The organism is Bacillus sp. BC05(2025), from assembly GCF_056725905.1.
In genome coordinates, this window is sequence record NZ_JBWYRA010000001.1 from 1,067,398 (window position 1) to 1,088,991 (window position 21,594).

21 protein-coding genes and 3 pseudogenes are annotated in these 21,594 nt (G+C 35.0%); 6 read left to right on the forward strand and 18 right to left on the reverse strand.

Translation table 11 applies throughout. The features are described 5' to 3' along the window. Window positions 1-15 precede the first annotated feature (15 nt). Window positions 16-723: a cytochrome c-type biogenesis protein CcdA gene (gene ccdA / locus ACZ76X_RS05545; protein ID WP_001152682.1), complete on the reverse strand. Its 708-nt coding sequence runs from the start codon at window positions 721-723 to the stop codon at window positions 16-18. Beyond that, window positions 710-882 (reverse strand): annotated as a pseudogene (locus ACZ76X_RS05550) (peptidase T). The gene ccdA and the pseudogene ACZ76X_RS05550 overlap by 14 nt, the downstream one beginning before the upstream one ends. A 326-nt stretch (window positions 883-1,208) precedes the next feature. Here ACZ76X_RS05550 and ACZ76X_RS05555 point away from each other — a divergent pair. Then, window positions 1,209-2,117, forward strand: coding sequence for an EamA family transporter (locus tag ACZ76X_RS05555; protein WP_098670047.1), 909 nt, complete (start codon window positions 1,209-1,211; stop codon window positions 2,115-2,117). Window positions 2,118-2,272: 155 nt separating this feature from the next. Then, a complete protein-coding gene (locus ACZ76X_RS05560; protein ID WP_479849824.1) occupies window positions 2,273-3,418 on the forward strand; it encodes a M20 peptidase aminoacylase family protein in 1,146 nt (381 codons plus the stop codon). Window positions 3,419-3,458: 40 nt separating this feature from the next. Here the strand turns inward: ACZ76X_RS05560 and ACZ76X_RS05565 are convergent, their stop codons facing one another. The 3 genes from ACZ76X_RS05565 to ACZ76X_RS05575 all read right to left on the reverse strand — a co-directional run bounded on the left by ACZ76X_RS05565 (window position 3,459) and on the right by ACZ76X_RS05575 (window position 5,973). Next, on the reverse strand, window positions 3,459-4,403 hold the full coding sequence (locus tag ACZ76X_RS05565; protein WP_479849825.1) for an ABC transporter permease: 945 nt from the start codon (window positions 4,401-4,403) through the stop codon (window positions 3,459-3,461). Further along, entirely contained in the window at window positions 4,396-5,307 is a 912-nt protein-coding gene (locus ACZ76X_RS05570; RefSeq protein ID WP_071715452.1) for an ABC transporter ATP-binding protein, read from the reverse strand. The genes ACZ76X_RS05565 and ACZ76X_RS05570 overlap by 8 nt, the downstream gene beginning before the upstream one ends. 90 nt (window positions 5,308-5,397) lie before the next feature. Further along, window positions 5,398-5,973, reverse strand: a complete 576-nt coding sequence (locus ACZ76X_RS05575; protein WP_479849826.1) for an ABC transporter permease — start codon at window positions 5,971-5,973, stop codon at window positions 5,398-5,400. A 119-nt stretch (window positions 5,974-6,092) separates the two neighbouring features. Here ACZ76X_RS05575 and ACZ76X_RS05580 point away from each other — a divergent pair. Then, a pseudogene (locus ACZ76X_RS05580) lies at window positions 6,093-6,281 on the forward strand (histidine kinase); the annotation flags it as partial. Here the strand turns inward: ACZ76X_RS05580 and alsR are convergent. Beyond that, a complete protein-coding gene (gene alsR, locus ACZ76X_RS05585) occupies window positions 6,278-7,183 on the reverse strand; it encodes an acetoin biosynthesis transcriptional regulator AlsR (RefSeq protein WP_306182191.1) in 906 nt (301 codons plus the stop codon). The pseudogene ACZ76X_RS05580 and the gene alsR sit on opposite strands and share 4 nt — an antisense overlap. 152 nt (window positions 7,184-7,335) lie before the next feature. Between alsR and ACZ76X_RS05590 the strand changes: the two genes are divergently transcribed. Next, on the forward strand, window positions 7,336-7,701 hold the full coding sequence (locus tag ACZ76X_RS05590) for a CidA/LrgA family holin-like protein (RefSeq protein ID WP_000872364.1): 366 nt from the start codon (window positions 7,336-7,338) through the stop codon (window positions 7,699-7,701). Then, window positions 7,698-8,375: an LrgB family protein gene (locus ACZ76X_RS05595; protein ID WP_078417389.1), complete on the forward strand. Its 678-nt coding sequence runs from the start codon at window positions 7,698-7,700 to the stop codon at window positions 8,373-8,375. Before ACZ76X_RS05590 ends, ACZ76X_RS05595 begins: the two co-directional genes overlap by 4 nt. A gap of 11 nt (window positions 8,376-8,386) precedes the next feature. Here the strand turns inward: ACZ76X_RS05595 and ACZ76X_RS05600 are convergent, their stop codons facing one another. Then, a complete protein-coding gene (locus tag ACZ76X_RS05600) occupies window positions 8,387-8,800 on the reverse strand; it encodes an NUDIX hydrolase (protein ID WP_306182190.1) in 414 nt (137 codons plus the stop codon). A 141-nt stretch (window positions 8,801-8,941) separates the two neighbouring features. Between ACZ76X_RS05600 and ACZ76X_RS05605 the strand changes: the two genes are divergently transcribed. Further along, the gene (locus ACZ76X_RS05605; RefSeq protein ID WP_479849827.1) at window positions 8,942-9,148 is read left to right on the forward strand and encodes a DUF3903 domain-containing protein; all 207 of its coding nucleotides are present in this window, start codon (window positions 8,942-8,944) and stop codon (window positions 9,146-9,148) included. A gap of 308 nt (window positions 9,149-9,456) precedes the next feature. Here ACZ76X_RS05605 and ACZ76X_RS05610 read toward each other — a convergent pair whose 3' ends face one another. From ACZ76X_RS05610 to ACZ76X_RS05660, 11 genes and pseudogenes are all read right to left on the reverse strand, one after another. Beyond that, window positions 9,457-10,212, reverse strand: coding sequence for a sulfite exporter TauE/SafE family protein (locus ACZ76X_RS05610; RefSeq protein ID WP_479849828.1), 756 nt, complete (start codon window positions 10,210-10,212; stop codon window positions 9,457-9,459). A gap of 98 nt (window positions 10,213-10,310) precedes the next feature. Then, a complete protein-coding gene (locus ACZ76X_RS05615; RefSeq protein WP_000644411.1) occupies window positions 10,311-10,457 on the reverse strand; it encodes a BC1881 family protein in 147 nt (48 codons plus the stop codon). A 221-nt stretch (window positions 10,458-10,678) separates the two neighbouring features. After that, a complete protein-coding gene (locus ACZ76X_RS05620; RefSeq protein WP_479849878.1) occupies window positions 10,679-12,406 on the reverse strand; it encodes an S-layer homology domain-containing protein in 1,728 nt (575 codons plus the stop codon). 215 nt (window positions 12,407-12,621) lie between these two features. After that, window positions 12,622-13,188 carry a hypothetical protein gene (locus ACZ76X_RS05625; protein WP_479849829.1) on the reverse strand — a complete coding sequence of 189 codons (567 nt, stop codon included), beginning with the start codon at window positions 13,186-13,188 and terminating at the stop codon, window positions 12,622-12,624. 6 nt (window positions 13,189-13,194) lie between these two features. Next, window positions 13,195-14,214, reverse strand: a complete 1,020-nt coding sequence (locus ACZ76X_RS05630) for a nuclease-related domain-containing protein (protein ID WP_479849830.1) — start codon at window positions 14,212-14,214, stop codon at window positions 13,195-13,197. A 102-nt stretch (window positions 14,215-14,316) separates the two neighbouring features. Continuing rightward, the gene (locus ACZ76X_RS05635; RefSeq protein WP_479849831.1) at window positions 14,317-16,080 is read right to left on the reverse strand and encodes an ABC transporter ATP-binding protein; all 1,764 of its coding nucleotides are present in this window, start codon (window positions 16,078-16,080) and stop codon (window positions 14,317-14,319) included. After that, window positions 16,080-17,831: an ABC transporter ATP-binding protein gene (locus ACZ76X_RS05640; RefSeq protein WP_479849832.1), complete on the reverse strand. Its 1,752-nt coding sequence runs from the start codon at window positions 17,829-17,831 to the stop codon at window positions 16,080-16,082. The genes ACZ76X_RS05635 and ACZ76X_RS05640 overlap by 1 nt, the downstream gene beginning before the upstream one ends. A gap of 123 nt (window positions 17,832-17,954) precedes the next feature. Further along, window positions 17,955-18,176 carry a YneF family protein gene (locus tag ACZ76X_RS05645; RefSeq protein ID WP_001123317.1) on the reverse strand — a complete coding sequence of 74 codons (222 nt, stop codon included), beginning with the start codon at window positions 18,174-18,176 and terminating at the stop codon, window positions 17,955-17,957. 78 nt (window positions 18,177-18,254) lie between these two features. Then, entirely contained in the window at window positions 18,255-18,695 is a 441-nt protein-coding gene (gene sirA / locus ACZ76X_RS05650; RefSeq protein ID WP_000860645.1) for a sporulation inhibitor of replication protein SirA, read from the reverse strand. A 156-nt stretch (window positions 18,696-18,851) separates the two neighbouring features. Beyond that, window positions 18,852-20,852, reverse strand: coding sequence for a transketolase (gene tkt, locus ACZ76X_RS05655; protein WP_479849833.1), 2,001 nt, complete (start codon window positions 20,850-20,852; stop codon window positions 18,852-18,854). Window positions 20,853-21,075: 223 nt separating this feature from the next. Then, window positions 21,076-21,557, reverse strand: a pseudogene (locus ACZ76X_RS05660) (coproporphyrinogen III oxidase). Between the last annotated feature and the right edge of the window lie 37 nt (window positions 21,558-21,594).

Sequence of the window (21,594 nt, forward strand, 5' to 3'; positions counted from 1 at the left end):
TTTCACAGAATAATACTAAAAACCCTTAAAACCACCAAATAAACTTGAGAAATATACGATAATTTTCGTCATCCAGTTAAAGTATAAGAAAATACCCATGATAATCATAACGTATCCCCCGATTTTCATGAACTTCATACTGTTTCTTTTAATCCAAGACATTTTCGTAATAAAGAATGATAGTACGAAAAATGGGATAGCAAATCCAAGTATGTATGCAATCATATAAATCATCGCTGATTCTGGGTTCGTTGCTGCTAATCCAATAACCGATACTAAAATAGGTCCCGTACACGGCGTCCACCCTGCTGCAAAGGCCAATCCAATTAGAACAGATCCAAAATAACCACTCGGACGATTTTTAAACGTGAATTTACGATCTTGCATTAAAAACTTCGGCTTAAACACACCGACAATAATAAGACCAAATACGATGATAAATATACCACCTAACTGTCTAATTAAATCTTTATAATTTGTAAAGATGCCTCCAATAAAACTTGTACCAAATCCAATTGCAATAAATATAATTGAAAATCCAAGTAAGAAAAAAGCTGTATGTATCATACTTCTTTTGCGAAGCATTGCATTTTCTTCTTTCAACTCAGAAACCGACATACCTGTTATGTACGATAAAAATGCCGGATAAAGCGGTAAGCAACATGGGGAAATAAATGATAAAAAACCTGCGCCAAACGCTAAAAAAATACTAATATCTTGCATTGTTCCACTCCTCTCCTTTCATATTGTAGCAAAAACATATAAAAATACTATGAACAATTCGTGAAATCACTTTTCCAACGTGATAATAAGAAAAACTACCCTTTCACACAGTTTCTAAAAAACGTTTTCATTTCCTTCTATTATATAGAGAAATCTCAATTGAACTACGGAACTTCTCTAATTGATATTAACATAACAAAGGTAACATAGTTTCTCAAATGATTGGCACACTATAATGGACTACCCTTTTATCTCCCTAAAAAATGTTTTTTTCAAATGCTATCTTTATACAGCGCATAGCTGATTTTACAATACTTTTATTATTACTAATTTCAAGATTATGCATAAATATCATACTTTTATTATTATTCTATAAAATGTCATACTTTTCTTTTATTTGACCCTTCATTTTTAATTTTGTATACTTCCCTCTAGTTATATATGTCCGTTACGGAACAAGTTCATATAGATGGGAGGAATTTTTCATGCTTCGTTATTCTCTTTTAGTTTTATTAGGAGCGTGTAGTTATGGGATTTTAGCTATTTTCGTTAAACTTGCATATGCAGAAGGATTTTCACTTGGAGAGGTAATTGGCAGCCAATATTTGTTCGGTTGGATTATTTTGCTTGCTATTACACTTCTATTTTCTAGACATCGTGTTCCATTAAAACAAGCATTAATTTTATTCGTTGCAGGTACATCTGCAAGTTTCACTGGAATTTTTTATTATGCTTCATTAAAAACTGTACCAGCATCTATTGCAATCATACTTTTATTCCAATTCGTTTGGGTCGGAATTATTATTGAAGCAGTAGCAACAAAAACATTACCTTCAAGAGAAAAGGTGATTTCCGTTATTTTCTTACTTGCAGGTACATTTTTATCAAGTGGTTTACTAGAAAAATCAGCAGGTGATTTTGATACGACTGGAATCATATTAGGTTTATTATCTGCTGTTACATTTGCAACATACATTTTTGTGAGCGGAAAAGTTGCTGTTGAAGTACCTTCCTTACCGCGCGGTGTTCTCTTAATGGCAGGCGCTTTAACTTTAGTAATGATCGTATTCCCGCCAACATTTATTTTTAACGGTGCAATTTCAGAAGGACTTTGGAAATACGGTTTAGGATTGGGAACATTTAGTATCGTTATTCCTTCTATCGCCTTTACAATTGGCATTCCAAAGATTGGTTCTGGCTTAGCAACTATTCTTGGTGCCGCAGAATTACCAGTTACAACAATTATGTCTGTCTTCGTTTTAAAAGAAGCTGTGCTATCTTCACAATGGTTCGGTGTATCACTTATTTTAATCGGTATTGCTATCCCGCAAATTGCCTATGCAATGCGTGGACGTTATCGTAAACATCCTACACACAAAAAATTGGCAGCATAAAGTGAAACTTTAATCAATGTGGGGGCTTCATCCCCCACCGATTATTAGCCCTCATCAATCGGACTTTAATGGGAGAGGATTTTCAATTGAGAATCCTCTCTTTTCTTATTGTATACTTAATGTAAATACTTTATTTAAGAAAGAGGGCATTATAAGTGGCAGCAAATCTAAAGAAATTAACTAAGACGCTAATTTCTATTCGTCGGAATTTACATGAGCATCCAGAATTATCATACGAAGAGTTTAAAACGACGAAAGCTATAAAGAATTGGTTAGAAGAGAAAAACATTACGATTATAAATTCAAGTTTAGAAACAGGTGTTATTGCTGAAATTTCTGGGAATCATAGCGGACCAATTATAGCAATTCGTGCTGATATTGATGCCCTCCCTATTCAAGAAGAAACAAATTTACCGTACGCTTCAAAAATTCACGGTAAAATGCATGCTTGTGGGCATGATTTTCATACAGCTGCTATTATTGGTGCCGCTTATTTATTAAAGGAAAAAGAAACTTCTCTTAGTGGAACGGTACGCTTTATATTCCAGCCAGCTGAAGAAAGTAGCGATGGTGCTTGCAAAGTCATTGAAGCTGGGCATTTACATGGCGTACAAGCTATTTTCGGTATGCATAACAAACCTGATTTACCAGTCGGTACAATCGGGATTAAAGATGGTCCACTCATGGCCGGGGTTGATCGATTTGAAATTGAAATTCACGGAGTTGGTACACATGCAGCTGTACCAGATGCTGGGGTAGACCCTATTGTCGCATCTTCTCAAATTGTGATGGCACTCCAAACAATTGTAAGCCGAAATATAAGTTCTTCACATAATGCCGTCGTCAGTGTCACAAACATCCATTCAGGAAATACGTGGAACGTTATTCCTGAAAAAGCTACGCTGGAAGGAACTGTACGTACATTCCAAAATGAAACACGCGAAAAGATTCCAGCACTAATGAAACGTATTATCCAAGGGGTTTCTGATGCATTAGGTGTAAAAACAGAATTTCGTTTTTTTGCAGGTCCTCCTGCTGTTCATAACGATGCATCTCTAACACATTTATCAACCCAAGTTGCCGAAAATATGAATTTAAATATCATCTCTCCTACCCCGTCAATGGCTGGAGAAGATTTTTCTTTTTATCAACAAGAAATACCTGGTTCATTCGTCTTTATGGGAACGAGTGGTACACATGAATGGCATCATCCTGCTTTTACAGTAGACGAGCGAGCGTTACCTATAAGCGCAGAATACTTCGCTTTGCTAGCTGAAAAAGCCCTTAAACAATTTTCATAAAAAAGAGAGCCGTTAAGAAATACTTAACGGCTCTCTTTGATTAAGTTAAATCGCGTTTTAAAAATACGGTATAGGAGATACTTAAAAATACAAATAAGTATAGTAATAACATACATGAAGCAAACGGGAACGTTACTCCATCAATAAAACTGCCATTCTTTGCAATACTGTATAAATCTGTGTTTGCTGGCAATAAATATTTCGCCCAATCATATCTAGTTGCTGCTAGTAATGCGATGTTTCCCGATAAAGCGAGAAATAGTGAAATACCAATCGCACCTCCGCTAGATCTTGTTAGCACAGAAATCATAAATGCAAATGCTGCGTACACAATCGTCGGCAACCACGATAAAATATAATACTTACTAGCTTCTACAAAAATATTTTGTTTTATAATATTTCCACCTTGGAATATAAACTCGCTCCATGCAGGCTGCTGGAATTTATAAATAACAAGCCCACATAAAATGGAAAAAATCATATTAAATATAAACAATAACGCTGCAAATATCACAATTGCTAAAAATTTAGCTGTCAAAATTTTAAAGCGACTCGCTGGTCGTATCGTTAAAAATTTATATGTTCCCCAGCTATATTCATTCGCAAAAATTGTACTTGCATACACGAGGATAAACGGGAGTAATATTGGAAATACGATAAAACCTGTATCTCTCATGAAAGAAAGTGGAGAACTACTTGCCGGTGCTGTACCTGTATCTAAATGCTTCATCTTGAGCTGATATTCCTTTACAAGCTCATCCCCAGATCGTTCTGCCAAAATAGCTTCTTTTTTCATGCCTAGCTTTTTCTCAATTTCTACAGTTCGTTCTGTATAATCCACTTTCCATCCTTTTGTTTCCGGTTCCAAATACTTTACCGTAACCCATCCTAATCCGATTATTAATACTGCAATAACCGCAAATGGAATAATCGTTCGCTTCCGCTTAAATATTTTATACAGTTCGTTATACACTAAATTAAACAATATCTTTTCCCCCTGTTAATTCTAAAAATTGCTCTTCTAACGTTTTTCTTTCTTCATATACACGATATACTTGAATGTTTTTCTCAAGCAATGTACGAATAACATTTGGGATTTCTTCATCTTTTACATGAATAAGTAGATCATTACCTTTTATTAAAACATCTCGTTCTAACATTTCTGCTGCTTTGTTCGCATCATCTACACGTATACGGATTGTCTCCATCTCTTCACTTTGATTATGCTGAATATTTTGCGTCGCGACATATTCTCCGTGCTGAATAATGATAACTCTATCACACATTAATTCAACTTCTGAAAGCAAGTGACTAGATACAAGTACCGCTTTTCCTTGTTCATGTGCAATTTTCTTTATGTACATTCTCATTTCATGTATTCCACTAGGGTCTAATCCATTTGTTGGTTCATCTAATATTAATACATCTGGATCGTGAATAAGCGCTTGAGCAATTCCTAAACGTTGTCTCATGCCGAGTGAATATGCTTTTACTTTGCGGTCAATTACTTGTCCCATTCCTAACAATTTCACTACTTCATCGATACGTTCTTCTGTCACGTTCCCATTCATTCGTCCGAAATATGTTAAATTTTCATAGCCACTCAAGAAAGGATAAAATTCCGGTGTCTCAATTACTGCTCCAATTTTCGAAGCAGTACTTTCAAATTGCTGTTTTACAGATTGACCATCAATCCAAACTTCGCCCTCTGTCATACGAATCATGCCGACCATCATTCTCATTAAAGTCGTTTTTCCAGCGCCATTTGGTCCGAGCAAACCAACTACTTCACCCTTTTTAACTTCAAAACTAATATTTTCTACAAGTGTCTTTGAACCGATGCGCTTCGTTAACCGCTCGACCTTTACAATTGATTGTTCGTTTGTCATTCTATACAACCTTTCCTTCCCATTCTTTGTCAGGTCTTTACACTGTAACATGATTATTTTTATGTGTAAAATAGAAAAAGGCATGATTCCTCATGCCTTTTCCTTGAAATGAAATGAATTTTCATCTTGTAAACTTTGAACAAATCGAAAACATTGCACCATTGATAATAAGAGAATAACGATCATAATGATACTAACAACTACTATTGCATATATTGTAATCGGTGCACCATTTATCCCTTGTATTCCCGCTATTTTCATAAAGATAATCGTAAATAATTTCAAAAATAACATCCCATTAACTAACCCAAAAACAAACGCTGCTCCATAAATAAATAATTGCTCCTGACATAATACACATAGTACGTCATTTCTCTTCCTATTCTCTGCTACATAAGATTTAATTTCCTCTTTCCTCACGTGCAGAAGAGAGAGCGTTATTTTATATGTAGTAAAAATACATATAAAAATGAATACAATAAACAGCGTGTAAAAGCAAATTTGAAATAAAAGTGTAGTCCCTAATTCCCCAATAGCTCCTTTATTTAACTGGAGCGATATCATAAAAAACAAAACCATAGTACTCATAGCAATCCACATAAATTGCTTCATCCTTTTGGCAGCAAATGTTCTTATATTTTTTCTCACTAACTGACATAAAGACATATATTCTTCCCCTACCTTACTTCATAACAAACTCATTCTATACTACTAGTGTATAAAAATATGACATTTTAAACATCGCACCACAACCTGAATTCGTTCTAAGTCTTTAGTCCTAGAAAATAAAAACGAATAATGAAACCATAAGAGTGCCAATGCTTGAGGAAAAAAACTCTATTGACCAACTATTACAAGAAAACACACATGTTTACCTTTTTAGTATAGAACTAAAAAAGAACACTAAAGCGGAAATGCAATACTATTGCATTTCCGCTTTAGTGTTTAATGAGGTGTACTTTTTAATAACTTAATTAATCTCATCCTCTACTTCAATTCTTTTCTTCTCTCTTGCAATTTTCAAAAACTCTAAAAGCTCTGGGTTAGTATTCATTTTCTTGTAAGCTACTGACATTTCTGCAACAAAATTAGAATCACATAATTCTTTATATACGACTTCTGTTTTATACAATTTATTTGCTGATACAGGTATTACCGTAATTCCGATTCCTGCCGCCACAAGCCCCATAACTGTTTGATATTCTGTTGCTTCTTGTACGATACGTGGACTAAACCCAACTTCACGGCAAAGTGATAAAATTGTATCATATAATGCTGGCCATACTGGTCTCGTAATAAATACAAACGGTTCATCTCTTAAATCTTCAATATGTATTTCTTCCTTTTCCGCAAGTGGATGTGCCTTCGGTAAACATAACGTACAAGAAAGCTTTTGAATTGGTTCTAATTCTAGTAATTGTGTTGGAATTGGTGGACGTAAAAAACCAATATCAATACGGTTATCGTGAAGCGCATGCACTTGATCTGGTGTTGACAGTTCATGTAGTGCAACAGACACTCTCGGAAATTTCTTTCTATACTCCCTGACGATAGATGGTAAAATATCATATATCGCCGCACCTACAAAACCAATTGAAAGCGAGCCCACTTCTCCCCTTTGGGCACTTTGTGCAATCTCTACTGCTTTTTCAATTTGTTCAAACGCTTTTTTTACTTCTTTTAAAAACATCTCTCCTGCTTCTGTTAATTCAACCTTTCTCTTCGTTCTTGAAAATAACATAACTCCCATTTCTTTTTCTAATTGCTGAATTTGTTGACTAAGCGGCGGTTGTGTCATTTGCAAACGAGCAGCTGCTCGTCCAAAGTGTAACTCCTCTGCCACTACAACAAAATATTGCAAATGCCGTAATTCCATTTTGGACACCCTTTTCACTTTCGATTAATACATCTAATATATTAATAACATATAATTTATATATTAGACAAATTTTTCGAATGAACGTATAGTAGAAATTGTTAATTCTTTTTTACAATTTTTATGTGAAAAAAGAAAGAGGTGATTACTGTATGAAATGGTGGAAATTAAGCGGACAAATCTTATTATTATTTTGTTTCGCTTGGACAGGTGAATGGATTGCAAAACAGGCACACCTCCCAGTTCCAGGAAGTATAATCGGTATTTTTTTATTATTAATTTCATTAAAATTTAACCTAGTGAAAAAAGAGTGGATACAGGACGGAGCAGACTTTTTATTAAAAGAACTTATTTTATTTTTTATTCCTTCTGCAGTCGCTGTCATACGCTACAAAGATACACTGTCACAATATGGAATCGATCTCATTTTAATTATTATGATTAGTACACTTTGTGTCACTCTCGTTACAGGACTTTTAACAGAATTGCTACTAAAGCGGAAAGGATCCGTGCAATGATCGGCTTTCTTTGTTTATTATTAACACTATTCACATATTGGATATCGAAGAAAATGTATAAACGCTGGAATTGGAGCTTACTTTCTCCTCTTCTCGTCTGCCCTATTATTTTAATTGCTTTATTACTCGGACTAGACACCCCTTATGAAACATACGAAACAGGTGGGCAATGGTTAACAGAACTATTAAAACCTGCAACAGTTGCTTTTGCATGGCCAATCTATAAATACTTTGATTTACTCAAGAAACACGGAATGGCTATTTTACTTAATGTCATTGTCGGTTCTTTTTTATCAGTTATTACTTCCGCACTACTAGCGAATTATTTTCAAATTGATTCATCGTTAGAACATAGTTTAGCGCCTCATATTGTAACGACACCAATCGCCATGGCTATTTCAGAAATGATTGGTGGTATGTCACAATTAACAGCCGTATTCGTTGTTTTAACCGCGTTGACAGGAGCGTTACTCGGACCTTCTCTCATACGTATATGCCGTATTAAAACAGCAATTGCTAAAGGTATTATGTTAGGCACAAGCGCGAATGGAACTGGTACATCAAAAGCATTCGAAATTGGTCCTGTAGAAGGAACGATTGCAAGTTTATCTATGCTTTTAACAGCGGGAGCTAGTTTAGTTATCGTTCCGCTTTTCTTATCGTGGATACATTAAAAAGCAAGTGTTTAAACACTCGCTTTTTTATTTATATATTTATTTAAAATCTCATAATCCTCCGGAAAAGATAGCGTTAATTCCTTCATTTCATCTATCCTCTTCCAAGCAATTTCATGTATTAACTCATCAGGATCTTGGATTTTCATACTACCGCCTATTTTTTTAACGACATAATAATGAACGTATACAGGAACCCCGTATGTAATACCTTCTTTTTCGTATATTTTATTTACAACTTCCACATCGAAACCTGTTTCTTCCCAAACTTCTCGAATACAACATTCTTCTAGTGTTTCTCCCTTTTCAAGCCCGCCGCTTGGAACAGACCACCTTTTTTCTTCCCCTTTTGGACCTTGTAACACCATTAGAATTTCATTTTTTTCATTTACACATACTGCTGCACAACCTATCCATCTTTCCATATACATCCCTCCCCTACTACTATTCGTCTTCTTTTTTATTTTCTCCTTGAAAAAAGAGGAAAATAGTAAAACATTGACGAAAGATTACATCAACTTCATAGACAATCCCTTCTTAGAAATGAAAAACGAAAGGATGAAAATATGATTTCTAAATATGTTGTGGAATGTGTCTTTTGTGAAGAAAATCGAAAACCTCGCCAAGCTATCGTAACAGTTCCCGCCACTACTCAGCTACTAGCCATTGAAAAAGTGCGTGCGGAATGTAAACGTCGTTTTGGAAAAGCTTTATTATTGCAAACAGAAATTAAAGAAGAAATAATTTTTGAACAAAAAGAAAGCCAACCATGAATTGGTCAGCTTTCTTCTCCGATCATATTTTCACATGAAGATTAGGGGCATCCTCTTTAAGGATCGGGATTTTCCCATTATGTACGTTCCATAATGGTCATCGAACAATATATTTCTATGCAATTAATTATTGAATAGAATAGGGCAAAACTTGTTCGCATTTTTAGAAAAGGGATAGGGATATAATTCAAGTAGTACTTCGAATACTCGAACTTTACACTCATTATATTAAAGCAAATCCTTTTATATGGGAAATATGAATTACTTACATAATTCATTCGTAAAACATATTAGTTTGCTATATTATTTTATTCCATCAATAACATACATCCAGCTAGAACTGGTGTCATAATCATTGAAAACTTCAAAAGCATACGTGGTGCATAATTTGTAAACTTCGCCCCAACATAAGCTCCTAACATCGTCCCAATTAATACTTGCAATAATAATATATGATCTAGGTAACCTTCTGAACTATATCCTAGCCCCCCTCCAATCGCAATCGGCAATATAACAAGCATTGTTGTTCCTACAGATTGCTGAATCGTTAACCCTAATAGAACCATTAATCCAAGTTGAATAAATGGTGCAGAACCAATCCCGAATGAACCAGCCATCATTCCAGTGACTAATCCAAGACATATACATTTCATTATGTTCTCTTTCGAAAAATCTTTAATCTCTGCTAAAAGTAACTCTTCCCTATTTTGAAACTTAATTAATTTAATAAACATAAAAATTGCAGATAAAAATAACATCCCAGCTGTAAACCAATGAAGAAGATGTCCTGGTATAAGTGAACCAATTTTTGAACCGATATAAGAACCAAGCGCTCCACATCCCCCAACAATCCCGCCTATAGTAAGTACTACATTTCCTTCACGATAATGACTTATAACCCCAGATAATGTCGTAAATGCCATAGCAGTTAAAGACGTTGCAAGCGCAACGTGAATAGGAATATGGAATACTAAAGTGAGTATCGCGATAATAAACCCAGCTCCCCCAGCTCCAACAAACCCTAATAAAATTCCCATTACTAACATTATTATAATAATTGCCACATACTCTCCCTCCAGTAAAGCAATTATCTACCATATTCTTTCTTCTACACAAATAAAAAGCATCCGTCTAGGATACTTTTTATTTCAACACTATGTACTTAATCTTGATTAATTAAAATAACCGCAGGGCCAGCAACTACTACTCCAGCTACTTCTATCTTTTCAAATTCCTTTACTGTAATAGAGATAACTCCTTCTCTTTCCATCAATTCTTTACTCAGGACATCAGTCGGTATAGCTTTCACCGTCTTACCTCCTTTTCATTTATACAATATGATAAAGTGAAACTTTAACCAGTATGGGTTTTCAATCAGACTGCTCGCAAATAGCTCGTTAAAAACAATCCAACGCATCTATATATATGCATCACCTCCGCTTTCATTCCTTATTCCACTCAAAAACCTCCGCTCCCTTCCATAACATATTGAAAAATAAAAAAGCACTCGCAAAAGCGAATGCATTTTCATTATTTACTTTCTATTACTTTTAACATTCTATTAATAAATGCTGCCGATTCCCCACGCGTCGCTGAACCTTTCGGCATAAATTCATTATTTTCATTTCCTTTTACAATACCTAATCCATAAACACGTTGTACAGCTTGTTTATCATATGCTAAATCTTGATCCGAGAACGGCAGTGGAACTAAGTTACCTTTAATTTTTTTATATTGCAATGCACGGTCAATCATGATAACAGCTTCATCTCGTTTAATCGTATCATTTGGGGCAAATATACCATTTCCCCTACCACTTATTATTCCGGCACTTGCTGCTCGATTAATACCATCAATTAACGAAGGGTGTGCTGTATTTAAGTCATTAAAATTCGATGAGCCTTCAGGTAACTCCAATGATCTTGATATTAAATTTGCAAATTCACCACGTGTTACGAGACGCTCTGGCCAATAAGAACCTTTTCCATCTCCAACCATAATACCTCGTTTGTCTAATTCACGAATATCTGCTTCGTACCAACCACCTGTTATATCATCCTTATGGTTCGCATCATAATAAACTTTTGTTCCTTGTAAGAATGGTTCCCACGCATTGTTTTTAATCATAATGGCTGGACAATTTTTACCACTCCAAAATTGATGCTTCTTCACATTTTCTAAAGGAATATGTAATTCCCCCATTAAATAAGCTGCTAGTTTACGAGCATTTTCAACAGCTTTATTATAATCACCATCTTCGTTTACAGCAATTTCAATCGCAATGGATTCTCGATTTCCAGTTCCTTCTGCTCCATCTCCAGCATGCCAAGCATTTTCGTTTAATGGAAGATGTTGATAAATCTCTTTATCATCTACCGTAAAATGCCACGACGCTGAACGATCTTCCGTTCCTGTTGCTTGGTTATATAAATATATTGCATGGTTTCTAGCATTTGCCCCAACACTATAATTATCGGTCTCATGAATCGTAATATACTTCGGCTTCATCGCATAACCTGGACGAATATTTTCATTTCCTTTTGGTACAATCATTTCTTTTAAAGGTACACCATAAATATCCGTTGTCTTCTCTTCTATTGGCGCGGCATACATAGCTGCTGCACGTTTTGTACGTGTTGGCGTTGTATCCTGAATAAGCGAAGCTTTTGTTCCTTCAAATTTTGCTGAAGGTGAATGAATCCATTTTATCTCATTATTTATTTTAACTTGGAACCATTCTCCAGCCTGTCCAATTGCTTGAATAGTTTGTGGCTCTAGTACATTTTCTTCTTTATATGAAGTAAATGGTTCAGAGTAAGTAGAAGTTACTTCATTAATAACTAACTTTTCACTTAATAACGGGTGAATTTCTTTAACCTCTACATTTCCCTCACTATTTTGTATCCATCCCGTTCCCGATGAAGTTTGAACATAGTAAGCGTTTCCTTTTCTCTTCTCAGCTTTTACGACTTGATTCGAAATCCGAACCCCTGTCTCTTTTTGAAAATTACTAGAATCATATAAAGGTACTTCTTTCACTATATGTACAAGAAACTCACCTTGCACTTCATTTTTTACACCTTGATCTTCTCCCCGACCATCTTCCTCTTTCATATGGTTTTCAATACTTTTTAAAGCTTGTTCTTTAGGTGAAACTACAACAGTTTTTTCCAACTCGCTAGCGTAGGAATAATTCGGAATCGCTACCATACTAAATACAATTGATGCAGCTAAAACATTATAAAATCCTTTTTTCATCATACTACTTAACACGTATATCATTAAATTCGTGTTAAACTTCCCCTCCTCAACTAAAATATAGGTTATCTACTAAACTATTAAGCAACATAACCATTTACACTATAACAGACTCATCCCAATTCGTATAGATAGGAATGACTACTATTTGCCTACATTTACTATATTGGAATATGAAAAAGAAGCTATAATATTTAGCTTCTTTCTACATTTCTTTAATCGCTATGCACCTTATATTCCACAACTTTACCATCTCTATCAAATTGTAAAACAAGATGTTCACTATCTATAGAAATAAAGCCACGTTCAGTTCCCAGATAGTACAAAGTGATAACCCCGTTTTCTCCATTTCTCGTTTCAGTAGGCGTTCCTAATAATTGTGTAATTTCTTCATTTGATTTTCCTGTTAATTTATATTTTTGTATTAGATCATCTACCATATGTACCCGTTTATCTTCAGCATGTAACCACCGATCTTGGTTAAACATTGAAGTGTATGTATTCATACTTAATTGTGCAGTACATACTACTAACGGAACAAGTGCTACTATTAACACTCCCGACATTTGCTTCTTTTCTTCATTACGATTTTTAGCAATATATAAGATCGACTTTTGAATCATAACTAATAAAACAAATGGCATGACTATTATAAAAACGCTCATTACACTTAATGACGTATGAGCCATACCAATAATAAACATAAAAGCAAGATACATTAGTATATACAAACAAATATAAACATACAAAATACCCCTTAATATAGCACTCAGAAATCCCACCTCTTTTTAATTCATTATATAATTCATTCGATTGATAGTCTCTCGAAGTTTTTCTAACTCTTGACCTGTATATATTACTTTCCCCGTTAAGAATTCATTTCTAAAGAACGTTACAATTTGCTCTCTATCTTTTAATCTCAGCGTTTTTTCTTCAGAAAGATCTAGCACTTCTTTCCCATTCTCATTATAAAAATATACAATCGGTTTTACGTTTTCCTTTACAATATCAACTTGCATTTCTTTCAAACAATTGTATAGAATATGAGATAGTTTCTTCGCTCTATATACTGGGTTCCCTTCATTTTTCACTTGTATCGTTAATGAATCTTCACCTGTAATATATTCAAGCGTCTCTTCTTTCTCTACTTCTTGTTGATACTTACCAATTTCATCAATCATAAATGAATATATACTAGCATTTTCTTTCGTTAAGCCATGAATTAACTTCCCTGTCCATTCTTTCGTCTCAAGTACATACATACCCGTTTTAGTTAAGACGAGATGATGAATTCGAAGGTCATTTCCTCCATGCTGATTTCTAATAAAAACATTCGGCATAATATGAAATTCATGATCTTGTATTATGCCTTGCTCTACGAAACCACGCTTCATATATTGTAATGTTTCGTGTGTGCTTACTTCAGCTCCACTTTTCGTATACTCTCGCAAATCTGCAATTAACTTTTGAAACATATGTATTTCATTACTATGTTTTTCTTGCATTTCACTGCGTTCTTTACTATGTTGCACAGCTAATTGATTTTTCATCATACGCATATTTTCAAGTTCTCTAGCTGCACTTATTTGTAAATCATTGTATTTCTTCTGTTCCATATTTTTCAATGTATTTTGTTGTTCTTTATGTTCTGTAACCGTAGCTGCAATTTCATTTTCGTACGTTTCAATTGCTTGTTTCTTTTCAAATTCCGCTTGCTGACTCTCTGATTCTAGCTGTTTATTTTTATAAAACAGCACGAATACCGCAGCTAATAATAATAAAATTACACCTATTAGCACATAATCCATATATTTTTCTCCTTTATTTCATTCATATTTCTACTACATTATACTATGTTATTCCTATATTTTTTGTAAAAATTTCACACGCAGTCAAAAGACCTTGTAATTTTACAAGGCCTTTTGTAAACTTCCTTTATTTTGTAGTAAATACATATTATAATACAACCCTTGTTCACTCAGTAATTCTTGATGTGTCCCTCTTTCTACTATCTCTCCATCATGCATAACAAAGATTTGATCTGCATCTTGTATAGTAGATAATCTGTGTGCAATTGCTATCGTCGTCCGTCCTTTTCGCATTTTCTGTAACGCTGTTTGGATCGCATCTTCAGTTTCTGTATCAATATTTGCTGTTGCTTCATCTAATACTAATACTTTCGGATTCGTTGCTATCGTTCTAGCAAAAGCAATTAATTGTCGTTGACCACTAGAAAATGCAGCTCCTCTTTCTACTACTTCCGTTTCATACTGCTCTGGTAATCTTTCAATAAACGTATTCGCTTGCACAAATTGTGCCGCTTCTTTTACTTCTTCATCCGTAATTTCTTCATTATACATACGAATATTTTGTTTTACATTTCCCGCAAATAAAAATGCATCTTGCAATACAAGTCCTATTTTCTTTCTAATTTCTTGTTCTTCAAATTCCTCTAACTCTACACCATCTATTACAATATTTCCGGACTTAATATTGTAAAATCGCATTAACAAATTCATAATGGTACTTTTTCCACTACCAGTGTGTCCAACGAAAGCAACCGTTTGCCCTTGTTTCACGTGAAATGATACATTTTTTAAAACATCACGTTTTCCATCATACGAAAAAGTAACATTTTTAAATTCAATATCTCCATTAATAACTTGAGGATTTCCATCCCCTTTTTGAACTGGCGCTAAATCTTTCTCATCCATTAAGTGAAATACACGTGATGATGAAACAAGTGCCTGTTGGAAAAATGATAATTTCATCATCATCTCATTTACAGGCTGGAAAAAACGATGTATATAGTTAACAAATGCATATAAAACGCCTACTTCAACAGGACTCTTCAAAGCATCAATTCCAAATAAACCAAGTACTAACGCAATAGCTACAATATGAACTAAATCAGTTGCTGGACGTAAAAGCAATGCATCTAACTTTAATGTACGTCGCCCTGCACTATAATGTTTAGTATTCACTTCTTCAAACTCTTTTCTCATACGCTTTTCTTGTCTGAACACTTGAACAATATTCATCCCTTGAATGGACTCGTTTAACTTTGCATTTAACACACTTAATTGATTACGGACTTCTAAATAAAAAGCTGCACTTTTCCGGCGATATAGCACCATAATCGCAAACATTATCGGAATTAATACGAGAGAAAATAGCGCTAATTTTACATTTAATAAAAACATCGCTACTAAAATCCCTACTAAAAATACGATATTTTTAACAAATGTTGATAATACACTGACATAAAAATCTTTAATTGCTTCTGTATCATTCGTTATGCGCGATACGAGCGTACCAATCGGCGTACGATCAAAGAAACTTAATGACAACTTTTGAACATGCTCATATACTTCAACACGCATATCTTGAACAATTTTAAAAGCGATATTTTGAAAATATAACAAGTCTAAATAAGTAAATAATACTTTTAATAAGTGAGCAACAATATACACTACAAATAGAGTAACAAGTGCTGATTGATCAAAGTTACGTGGTACTAAGTGTTCATCAAGAAATTGTTTAATTAAAAAAGGACCCATCATTTCCGTTACAGTTGCACCAACTAGAAATAAAAATGCTAATGCTAACAGTCCTTTATATGGCCTCATATAAGAAAGCAATCTTCTTAAATCGCTCTGTTTTTTCTCAGCCATCATACGCCTCCTTTCTCGACTAATGCTTCTAACTGCTGGCTCTCATACATTTCTTTATACCAACCATGTTCTTTCATTAGTTGTTCATGTGTACCCCGTTGCACAATTCTGCCCTCATCCACAACAAGAATAAGATTGGCATGTTGAATTGCACTTAAGCGATGAGCAGTAATAATCGTTGTTTTCCCTGCTCTTTCCCTCTTTAATGCATTTAAAATCGTTTCTTCTGTTTTTGCGTCTACTGCTGATAAACAATCATCCAAAATTAAAATTTCAGCATCCGTTAATAAAGCACGCGCAATAGAAATCCTCTGTTTTTGGCCTCCAGATAACGAAACGCCTCTTTCTCCTACTACTGTTTCATATCCTTCTGAAAATTGAAGGATGTCATTGTGAATACAAGCAATCTCTGCAGCACGGGTAATTTCATTATATGTAGCATCCGCCTTTCCAAAGGCGATATTCTCCCCAATACTTGCTGAAAATAAAAAATGATCTTGCGGCACATATGAAATGGCAGAACGGACACCGTAAAGTGTTACATCGCGAATATCCCGCTCTCCAACTTTTAATTCACCATTAAAATGATCATACTCACGGATTAAACATTTTAATAAAGTCGTTTTCCCTGCACCTGTACGCCCTACAATCCCTAACGTTTCCCCTTTCTTCAAATCAAAGTGAATATCCGTTAAATGTAACAGTTCATTTTTCTTATACGAAAACGACTCGACCGCAAATGAAACATCACCACTCGCTATTGTATGCACAGCATTTTCTCTATTTACTACATCTGATTTTTGAGAGAGAATTTTCTCTACACGGTCATACGAAGCACGTCCACGCTCCATAATATTAAACAGCCATCCAAACGCTAACATTGGCCAGACTAGTGTACCTAAATACGTTGTAAATGTAACAAGGTCACCTACAGTTAATTCACCTCTCACAACTAATACGGATCCATAACACACTGCAATTAAAAAAGAAAATCCAACGATAAGAGAGATTGTCGGATCAAATAACGAATCAATACGTGCAACTAACATATTTTTATGTACGACATCTTCTGATTTTTTTCGGAACGCTTGTAAATCTTCTTTCTCTTGTCCAAGCGATCGAATTACCTTCATCCCGCTCATACTCTCTTGCACTTTATCATTGATTTCCGAAAACGATTGCTGTGCTTTATGAAACCTTTTATGCAATAATGTTCCGTAATAATTTGTTGAAATTGCTACAATCGGCATAGGAATTAAGCTTAACAATGTTAACTTCCAACTAATTGTAAAGCCCATCGCTACGAGTACACATCCCCCAACAGCTAATGAATCAACAAGTGTTAAAACGCCCGCTCCAGCAGTTTGTTGAATTGCTTGAATATCATTGGTCGCGTGTGCCATTAAATCACCTGTGCGATTTGACTGATAGAAAGATGGACTCATCTTTGTAAAATGTTCATACAAATTCTTACGTAATTGACGAGCTAACTTTAATGAAGATCCGAAAATCATAATACGCCACACGTAACGTAATATGTACATCGTAATACCTACGACTACTAAGAGTACAACCCATTTTAGTAACTTATCAGTCGTTAATGTTCCATCATTAATTTCATCTACAACAATCCCAATTACTTTTGGTGCGACAAGTTCTAAAAGTGCAACGCCAAATAATAAAATAATTCCGGTTATGTACGCTCGTTTTTCTTGTTTAAAAAACCAAGCTAAATTCATAAACACTTTCATATTTTTCCCCCTTCCTTAAAATGAGCGATGTTTTCAGTTTATCAAAAATACAGAATTTTTAAAAGTTTTAAACTCTATAACTAACAAAAAGAAAAGACACTCTTAGCGAGTGTCTTTTAGCGCTTATTTCATTTGTTGCTTGTTCATCGCGCTCATCATTTGATTGATTTTCTTTTGGGAAGGTTTTTGTCCCATTTGCATCATCATCATTTTTAACATTTGTTCATTAATTGGTGGATTTTTTTGTAAGTAATTCATCATGTATTTGCGGGCAATGAAAAATCCTAACGCCACGCCTGCTACTAGTGCTACTACGCCCACTAGAATACCTAACCAAATTGGCATATATTTTCCTCCTTCATGTTGTCTACCTTACAGTGTACTAAAACCTTTTCAATAAGACAAGATACAATTCGACATTTTTTACACATATGTTCGTACTTGTTTTAGAGGATTCAACCATCCGTACTTTGTATTTTCATAATCCATAGCTAAAAATGTTAATTCACACTTCCTTAGCACCTCAAAGAAAGTCGTTTCCATGGAGACATTTCCAGAGGTATTCATGCGGATATAGTGTGGTTTCACCATTATTTCGCCATATTCCGCTCCTGTATAAAGTGTATGTGTATGATGTGTTCGATCATATTTACCAAGAACGCGCAAAGCTTGTTCTAATTTATGATGAATTTTCATTACTTGTAATGGCATCGTTATATACATCATTTGTTTATATAACACTTTTTTCTCCGAAAGGGACCCAGATTCTGAAAATCGAGCAAATAAATCAAAAAATAAATATTCACGACCAAAGTAAGCTTTCGCAATATCCTCTTGAATTAAATACAATTCATACGTTTTCATCTTTCGCCTCCCAATCTGGACAACCTTTTCTCTTCATTATATAGAAGAAAATTTGCAATGATTGTCTGACTGCGGAGAGATAAAAAACTTTTTCTGTCGAAAAAACTCATTTACATAGAAAAACCTCTCCATGCCGGAGAGATTTTTCTAAAATCATTAAAGCATTTCTTTTACTTTACGAACAACGTTCTCTACAGTAAATCCATACTCTTCCATAATCTTCTCACCAGGAGCAGAAGCACCGAATGTATCGATACCTAACACATCTCCTTCAAGACCTACGTAACGGTGCCATCCGAATGTAGCACCCATTTCGATTGCGAAACGTTTTGTTACTGCTTTTGGTAATACAGACTCTTTATACTCAGCTGTTTGAGCTTCAAAGCGATCCATAGATGGCATGCTGACAACAGATGCGTCAACGCCGTCTGCCGCTAGAGCTTTTTGTGCTTCAATAGCTAGACTTACTTCAGATCCAGTTGCAAGTAAGATTACATCAGCTGTTTCCTTCTTGCTTGCAGAAACTACATATGCACCTTTTGCTACTTTTTCATACGTATCATCTTTTGCACCTTCTAATGTTGGAAGGTCTTGACGAGTTAATACTAAAGCAGTTGGTTTGTTTGTAGATTCTAGAGCTAGTCTCCAAGCTGCAACAGATTCGTTACCGTCAGCTGGACGAATAACAGATACATTTGGCATTGCACGTAGCGCTGCTAATTGCTCGATTGGTTCATGTGTTGGGCCATCTTCACCAACAGCGATACTGTCGTGTGTGAATACATACGTTACTGGCAATTGCATTAATGCTGCAAGACGAATTGCTGGACGTAAGTAGTCTGAGAATACGAAGAACGTACCACCGTAAGTTTTTAAACCGCCATGTAGTGCAATACCGTTCATTGCTGCACCCATCGCGAACTCACGAACACCGTACCAAATGTTTTTACCGCTGTAATCATCTCTTGTAAAGTCTTTTTCGTTATTCATGTATGTTTTGTTAGAACCAGCAAGGTCAGCAGATCCACCAAAGAATGATGGTACAGACTCTGCAATTGCATTAATTACAGCACCTGAAGAATTACGAGTTGCTGCTTTTGATCCTAGTTCATAAGTTGGTAAGTTTTTCTCCCAACCTTCTGGAAGTTGGCCATTCATTGCAGCTTGTAGTTCGTTTGCTAATTCTGGGTATGCTTGTGCATATTCACCTAGCATCGTGTTCCACTCTGCTTGTGCAGTTTCACCAACATCTTGTACTGTTTTACGGAAGTTGTCATATACTTCTTCTGCTACATGGAAATCTTGCTCAGCAGTCCAAGCATATGCTTCTTTCGTTAACTTTGTTTCTTCTACACCAAGTGGAGAACCATGTGAAGCTGATTTTCCTGATTTGTTTGGAGAACCGAAACCAATTGTCGTTCTTACTTCAATTAGCGTTGGGCGTTTTTCGTCAGCTTTCGCTTCTTCGATTGCTTTCGCGATAGCTTCAATATCGTTTCCATCCTCAACACGGATTACTTGCCATCCGTATGCTTTGTAACGATCTTCTACACTTTCAGAGAATGAACGATTTAAATCGCCATCTAATGAAATATCGTTTGAATCGTAAAGCACAACAAGACGACCTAATTGTAAATGAGCAGCTAATGAAGATGCTTCAGCAGAAACGCCTTCCATTAAATCTCCATCACCACAAATAGCGTATGTATAATGATCTACTACATTATACGCATCACGGTTATATTTAGCAGCTAAATGTCTTTCAGCCATTGCCATACCTACAGCAGTTGAAATACCTTGTCCAAGTGGACCAGTAGTTGCGTCTACACCAGGTGTATGACCGTACTCAGGATGTCCTGGAGTTTTGCTTCCCCATTGACGGAAGTTCTTTAAGTCATCCATTGTTACATCATAACCAGATAGGTGAAGTAGGCTGTATAATAACATTGAACCATGACCTGCAGATAATACGAAACGATCACGGTTAAACCACGTTGGGTTATTTGGATTGTGTTTCATAAATTGAGTCCATAATGTATAAGCCATTGGTGCTGCACCCATTGGCATTCCTGGGTGACCAGAGTTTGCTTTTTCAATCGCATCGATGGATAATGTGCGAATCGTGTTGATAGAAAGTTGTTCGATTGAATGTGACATGCTATTCTTCCCTTCGCTTATATTAGTAAACGTTTTATACATTTATATGATAGCTTCCCACGCAAGATTATACAACATGTATCGACAAATATGTTGATGTTTTTTTGATTTTTTATAAAAAAATCAATGATTTCGCGAATGTATGGGCATTCAATATGACATACTTTTTCATTGTTTTTATTTTAAAAAGAAAGAGAATTATCTGTATATTTATTCATCAATTTTAAATTCCATAATGCAAAATATATCCTTCCCCATTTTTCACTCTACGAAGCAAAGAAATAAACGACCGTAAACCTTGGCATAATTTATTTCGATTAAATACGTATCTTTCATATTCTCCATCCGTATTATTATCATTTTCCCATTGAAACTGTCCTGTCAATTCGATTATTTCTGGTGCTAAAGAAAACATGCTAACGAGCGAACAAAATAACTGTTCTGCTATCACTGCCCCTCGCTGTTCTATTTTCGTAATACCATAATAGTGAATTCCGAATCCTTCTGCTCTTTTCGCTGGATTATAGGTCGGAATCCAATGAATGAAATCTAATAGATATACGATTAGCTCATCACTTAATACAACACACTCATCTATCGTTGCCTCTTCTTTATATAGAAAACAAAGTTCAATCCAATCTATATCTTTAAAATCTAATCCTTTTTTTCATTTGAAACAAATACAAAATCATGTTGTAAAGCCAAAATATCCCTCCTGTTTTTCCATAATGTCTACATTCAT

What these genes read in the sequence shown, in the direction of transcription:
- ccdA (WP_001152682.1), bottom strand. Translation starts at nt 723, where the DNA reads ATGCAAGATATTAGTATTTTTTTAGCGTTTGGCGCAGGTTTTTTATCA.
- ACZ76X_RS05555 (WP_098670047.1), top strand. Translation starts at nt 1,209, where the DNA reads ATGCTTCGTTATTCTCTTTTAGTTTTATTAGGAGCGTGTAGTTATGGG.
- ACZ76X_RS05570 (WP_071715452.1), bottom strand. Translation starts at nt 5,307, where the DNA reads ATGACAAACGAACAATCAATTGTAAAGGTCGAGCGGTTAACGAAGCGC.
- ACZ76X_RS05575 (WP_479849826.1), bottom strand. Translation starts at nt 5,973, where the DNA reads ATGTCTTTATGTCAGTTAGTGAGAAAAAATATAAGAACATTTGCTGCC.
- alsR (WP_306182191.1), bottom strand. Translation starts at nt 7,183, where the DNA reads ATGGAATTACGGCATTTGCAATATTTTGTTGTAGTGGCAGAGGAGTTA.
- ACZ76X_RS05590 (WP_000872364.1), top strand. Translation starts at nt 7,336, where the DNA reads ATGAAATGGTGGAAATTAAGCGGACAAATCTTATTATTATTTTGTTTC.
- ACZ76X_RS05595 (WP_078417389.1), top strand. Translation starts at nt 7,698, where the DNA reads ATGATCGGCTTTCTTTGTTTATTATTAACACTATTCACATATTGGATA.
- ACZ76X_RS05600 (WP_306182190.1), bottom strand. Translation starts at nt 8,800, where the DNA reads ATGGAAAGATGGATAGGTTGTGCAGCAGTATGTGTAAATGAAAAAAAT.
- ACZ76X_RS05605 (WP_479849827.1), top strand. Translation starts at nt 8,942, where the DNA reads ATGATTTCTAAATATGTTGTGGAATGTGTCTTTTGTGAAGAAAATCGA.
- ACZ76X_RS05620 (WP_479849878.1), bottom strand. Translation starts at nt 12,406, where the DNA reads ATGAAAAAAGGATTTTATAATGTTTTAGCTGCATCAATTGTATTTAGT.
- ACZ76X_RS05630 (WP_479849830.1), bottom strand. Translation starts at nt 14,214, where the DNA reads ATGGATTATGTGCTAATAGGTGTAATTTTATTATTATTAGCTGCGGTA.
- ACZ76X_RS05635 (WP_479849831.1), bottom strand. Translation starts at nt 16,080, where the DNA reads ATGGCTGAGAAAAAACAGAGCGATTTAAGAAGATTGCTTTCTTATATG.
- ACZ76X_RS05640 (WP_479849832.1), bottom strand. Translation starts at nt 17,831, where the DNA reads ATGAAAGTGTTTATGAATTTAGCTTGGTTTTTTAAACAAGAAAAACGA.
- ACZ76X_RS05645 (WP_001123317.1), bottom strand. Translation starts at nt 18,176, where the DNA reads ATGCCAATTTGGTTAGGTATTCTAGTGGGCGTAGTAGCACTAGTAGCA.
- sirA (WP_000860645.1), bottom strand. Translation starts at nt 18,695, where the DNA reads ATGAAAACGTATGAATTGTATTTAATTCAAGAGGATATTGCGAAAGCT.
- tkt (WP_479849833.1), bottom strand. Translation starts at nt 20,852, where the DNA reads ATGTCACATTCAATCGAACAACTTTCTATCAACACGATTCGCACATTA.